We start from the raw sequence: 5,257 nt of genomic DNA on the forward strand, positions 1-5,257 counted from the left end.
GAGCGTTTTCAAAAAGCTCTTTGTGGATACACAGATACTCATGGAAGAGGCAAAGAACATACTTGTTCTGGAATTCGGTTCAGAGCACAAAGGATATTTTTCCATCCTTGAAGCCATTGCTTCAGGCAAAGCAGTCCCTGCACACATTGCGGACTACACAGCAATGCCTCAGGGAACAGTTGCAAAGTACCTAAATGAACTTGTACACAAGTATGAGATCGTGAAAAAGGGAGAGCCTGTAATATCCGGAGGGTCACGTAACTCAAGATATTTCCTGCAGGACAATTTTTTTAATTTCTGGTTCAAGTTCATCTACAAGTATTACGGCACCTTTGAGATAGACCCCGACCTGGCAGAGAGTATAGTCAAGAAGGACCTGAACACATATTTCGGATATGCGTTCGAGGATGTTGCAAAAGAGATACTCATCACACTCAATAAACAGCAAAAACTTCCTTTCAGGTTTACAGGAATTGGAAAATGGTGGAAGAAAGAAACCGAGATAGACCTTATTGCTTTTGACAAAATGAGTCGTAATGCCTTGTTCTGTGAGGTAAAATGGAAACACCTTTCTGAAAGAGAAGCATCAGGCATAATCGAAGACCTGAAAGAAAAGGCAAAAAAGGTCGATGGTGCCTGGAAACAGGATTACTGCCTGATAGCCAAAAAGATCGATGGAAAAGAAAAACTGGATTTTCTTGCTTTTGATCTGGCGGATATCAGGAAAGAATGTGCATTATAAGAAGAGTTCTACTCTGATCGAATAAGCGGTCTGAGAATTATACTTTATGCGAAGTACGAAAAGCATAACTTTACGTCTCTATATCGAGAATCGTATATACAAACCCGTGTTCACTCGTCTCTCACTTTGATCTTCAAACGCAATTTAGCAACAGGCTCAAGCTTTTTCCATACAACTGTTGCATCTTTCCTAAATATACAGTTTTGAACTGTTTGATCATAAAACTGTCCGTCAAGTTCATAGATAAAAAAGCCTTCATCGCCATTGGTTGAAATTACGTGATCTTTCCCTCGCAATTTTTTTGTTTCTATGATAGCTACATCTTTTAGAATATCCAGAAGATTAGCTCTTTTTTTGACTTCCACGGTTTTAATGGGTGCTAGTATATCAAGCGATCTTGCAATATCCTTATTGTTCAACTGAAGGACATGAGTTTTTCCATAGATATTCCTTTTAACAAGATCTGCATCTTCAAGAATATTGATATGCTTTGCTGCAACGGGAACAGAGATACTTTGCTCACGGGTAATTTCAGAGAGACTGTCGGAAAAGTCGATTCGTATGAAAATACTGAGTAATTATAACAATAATAGCTTAAAACATATAATTATTGATTTCTTTTAAACTAGTTATTGATAATGATTATATTGATACTCATGACTATTTAGCTCAGTACGTATAGCAATAATTTTCAGATTAGGTGACTTTTCCGACAGTCTCAATATATAGGATCTCTACATAGTAACTAATTTTCAAATTAATCGGATTAATTTAGCTTGTCCAATAGGTGGAATGCTTTTTGTCAATGTTGGACTAAAGAAAACTCTAAGTTCCATCCCTTCTTTTAGATCCTCTGCATCAAAAAGACTTCCATTGGGATCTACTATAACGGTTTCTTCAGATATCACAAATTTTATTCCTCTTGTGTACCCTAAAATGCTTATTTCCTCACTTTCAAGCAAGAACATTTGATATGAAGTTCCATCTTCGAGAGAAGATATAGTTCCATTAAAGATGCTGAGAGATTCGGATTCTTCGTTGCTATCTGTGAGTTCTTCTCTTTGAACGAATAGTATTCTATCACCAGTTTCTCCGATTCCGAGGACAAGCTGATTATTGTCCATTGAGATATTTGTCACATTGTTCAATAGAGACAGATACTGATTATCCAGTGAGTCGGGACCACAGTATGCAAGTGTCATTGGTCCTGGTGCCAGTGTCAGCTCATTTCCTTCCAATGTATAACTTCCACTACCAACATTGCAGTCGGCCTTTATGGAATATGTTCCATCCTGTGCAAATGAAATGGTGTAGCTTTCGGGGTGTGGGACTACAGATTGGCTGGCAGGTTCAGTCTCAATAAGTCCTGACCATTGCCATTCAATCTCGGAGATGTCATCAAGAGAAACGGATTCATATTCCATTTCTTCATCATTCATATCTTCTTCATCATTCACTGTTTCGGTACAACCGGATACTAAAAGAGCGGCTGTAACTAGGGTGCATATGAAAAGTAAAGTCAGTATTTTTCGTATGGTTTGCATAGGTTCTTACTCCTTGAGTCCCAATAGAACACGATATTATTTAGGCACTTCTTAAACTTCAAACTGACTTGAAGTATTCCTGTAATCTCGTCAGAATACTCTCTACTTTTTATTTTGTAGTCCCAAAAAAGAAAAGATGCCTAAAAGAGACTGTCGGAAAAGTCGATTCGTATGAAAATACTGAGTAATTATAACAATAATAGCTTAAAACATATCATTATTGATTTCTTTTAAACTAGTTATTGATAATGATTATATTGATACTCATGACTATTTAGCTCAGTACTTATAGCAATAATTTTCAGATTAGGTGACTTTTCCGACAGTCTCGGAGTGTTATACATGGGACTGCGGTCATCCTTTATGGCCTGCTCCTGTGAAAAGCGCTGTTTGCTCGGAAATACATAGACATAGGTCAGCCACATACCCACAAACGCCAGAACGAACATCCCTGCAAGGAAGAACAGGTAGTGAGGAAATATCTGCCTCATGAAACTGTCCCCTGAGCTGTAATACTGCAACCTTGTTATCATCAAAAAGTTCAGCAAAGAGAAAAGGAACATCGTTTTTCCTACAATTATCAACAAGCTGCCCGCTTTTGTAGACATATTGAGATTTTTTGGAACTATCCTGTCAATTATGGAACTCATCTGATGAAGATTGAGGGACGTTTTAACACGTATAATTAATTTCAAAAAATATAGTAAAGTAGTCACAAGGTATGAACCTTGGTACAGGACTTAAGTTTAATTTGCCCTTATTCAATTTCATTTCAGCAATGCGCTAATGAAGATCCGTTTGGGATCAAACGTTAATCCGTCCTTACTTTATCCATTGCAGCTGCAAATTAATGACGTTAGGCCCATAATCGGAGACTAATCCGTCCTGAATTTAGTTCCATTACAGCTACGCATTAATGATTTAATTCCTGAATTATGGGGTTAACCCATCCTGAATTTACTTCATTGTACAGCCTACTCCCTTGTGACAAATTTGTAATATACAAGTAATGATATAAAATGGTAACAATAATATAATTACTGAGCATTTTTCAGTAGGATTTTTGAAACTCATAATTATGCCTATTAATTTCAAATACGAATAGAAGAAGATGGAATTATCTAAGGGTACTATTTATTATATGAAAAAGAATGCTGAAGCTAAGAAGTCATTTAGCTTGGATGATCATGTTAGAGATAGATTGGAGATGTGGGATAAATAGAAGTTTGTTGTTAGTGGATGTATAATAAAAATTTAAAATATGGACAGATAAGTTGGATTTATTCTTCTATAATATCCATCACATCAAAGCGCATCGTCGGAGGAACTTCCTTTTCAGGCACCCCGACTCTTATAAGCATATGGACGGTTTCCCCCTCTTCTGCGTATTTTTCATGAATCTCCTGATATATTCCTGTCATTTCCGAATACTCCTCAGTGGCCTGGCTCATGGGCTGCATGACATAGCCCCGGTCCGTGGCTGTTAGCACGAAGCGGCTGTAGAGCATTCCAGTCTCCACCTGGACTGTTCGGCTGTTGCCTTTAGAGATTATCAGGGCATACGCAGGTGTGTTCTCCACTGCAGTTACGGTCTGGCTGAGGAAGGAATCCCTTGAGGCTTCCGGGCTGTTCATTGAGGGGAAAAGGGATACGAGGCTCTGGAGTAGATGTACTTTAAGGGAAGAAAGTCCCTGCCCTTCCATGGTGAATCCGTATCGAAATTCGTTCTTCTTCCATTCGTTGGGTCTGAATAGTTCGGAACTTTCAACCTGTATACGTTCAAGACCCGCCTCGACCTCAGCTGCCCTGAAGGCGATATCACCGAGCTTTTCGATGTCCTCAGCTTCCTGGAAAATGACTATACTAACGTTTTCCGTGCTCAGAACTTCAAGTTTTTTAACATCTTCCTGCAGCAGCTTTGTTTCCATGTATGGCACACGATAAGTATCCGGGAGGAACATCATGGAATAGAGGTGTGATGAGGTAGAGACTTCTGTTTCATGCCCTGCCTTAGTTTCTTTTGTAGTTTCCTTCAGGCTTACCCTAGCAACCACTTTGCTGCCCAAGTTTTCGACAGAACCCTCGGGACCATATTCTCCGAGAGGGAAAAGCTCGATGTCGGTTTCATAACCCAGTTCTTCAGCCGCGATTCTCACGTACTCCAGGAAAGTCCCTTGGCTGATGGTAACCTGCCTGCCAAGGGGATCGGCCTTCGGGCTTAACCTGTCCGTATCCACATAAAGGAGGAAACTGTCTTCACCTTCCAGGACAACTTTCCAGGACTGGAGATTGTGGGAATTCGGGGCAAGCACACCATGGGCAAGCACCTGAACCCTCGGGTCCCCAAACTGCTCATGATAGTCTTCAGTCCAGGGCTCAAGATACTGTTTATGAAGAAACGTCCCATCTACTATGACCATCGCAAAAATGCCAATCACTAGAATTCCCGCAAATGCGATTGCTGCCTTCTGCCAAGTTATTATTTCCATTTCAATCCCTCTTACGAATACACCCGCTGCCATGATAAATTCTGCTTTTCATGACAAATTTTATTTTCAAAATAATTGATGAGTCTACTGAAACCGTTAATGAATTGTTAAATACACTTGTAGAAATGTTATCAACTGAAGAATTACTGATTAAGTCATCTTTCAATGGTTGATTCATCTGCATATAGTAAAACAAATACGTTAATAATACTTCTCATATTTTATGAGATTTTTTACTATTTTCTGTTTTACCCCCTTAGCCTTTCTTCTTTATTTGTATTGATCAGCATACAGTACAGATAAATTAGAATATAAAGCAAATAATTACTATATGTATGACTAAAGGAAACATTCCTCTCAATAAGTCACTGGCAAAAGAGATACAGGATGGAAACGTAATCCAAGAACTTCCCGAAGTAATATACGATAAAAAGATGTACCCTTTGTTTACGGTAATTTCTCCAAAACAGTGTTCTGTTTGT

6 protein-coding genes are annotated in these 5,257 nt (G+C 38.8%); 2 read left to right on the forward strand and 4 right to left on the reverse strand.

The genetic code is table 11. The features are described from left to right. The coding region (locus BB781_RS13520) for an ATP-binding protein (protein WP_129582721.1) at positions 1-742 on the forward strand (742 nt) is incomplete at its 5' end. Positions 743-852: 110 nt separating this feature from the next. Here BB781_RS13520 and BB781_RS13525 read toward each other — a convergent pair. Further along, positions 853-1,161 carry a hypothetical protein gene (locus tag BB781_RS13525; protein ID WP_242492674.1) on the reverse strand — a complete coding sequence of 103 codons (309 nt, stop codon included), beginning with the start codon at positions 1,159-1,161 and terminating at the stop codon, positions 853-855. A gap of 9 nt (positions 1,162-1,170) precedes the next feature. Between BB781_RS13525 and BB781_RS16220 the strand changes: the two genes are divergently transcribed. Beyond that, a complete protein-coding gene (locus BB781_RS16220) occupies positions 1,171-1,320 on the forward strand; it encodes a hypothetical protein (RefSeq protein ID WP_242492675.1) in 150 nt (49 codons plus the stop codon). A gap of 174 nt (positions 1,321-1,494) precedes the next feature. Here BB781_RS16220 and BB781_RS13530 read toward each other — a convergent pair whose 3' ends face one another. The 3 genes from BB781_RS13530 to BB781_RS13540 form a co-directional block, all read right to left on the reverse strand. Next, positions 1,495-2,181 (reverse strand): META domain-containing protein, encoded by a 687-nt coding sequence (locus BB781_RS13530; protein WP_164997889.1) that lies wholly within the window; start codon positions 2,179-2,181, stop codon positions 1,495-1,497. Between the two features lie 344 nt (positions 2,182-2,525). Next, entirely contained in the window at positions 2,526-2,936 is a 411-nt protein-coding gene (locus BB781_RS13535; RefSeq protein ID WP_242492676.1) for a hypothetical protein, read from the reverse strand. Between the two features lie 630 nt (positions 2,937-3,566). Continuing rightward, the gene (locus BB781_RS13540; protein WP_164997890.1) at positions 3,567-4,613 is read right to left on the reverse strand and encodes an Acg family FMN-binding oxidoreductase; all 1,047 of its coding nucleotides are present in this window, start codon (positions 4,611-4,613) and stop codon (positions 3,567-3,569) included. Between the last annotated feature and the right edge of the window lie 644 nt (positions 4,614-5,257).

It is taken from the genome of Methanolobus psychrotolerans (assembly GCF_002243045.1).
Lineage (GTDB): Archaea > Halobacteriota > Methanosarcinia > Methanosarcinales > Methanosarcinaceae > Methanolobus > Methanolobus psychrotolerans.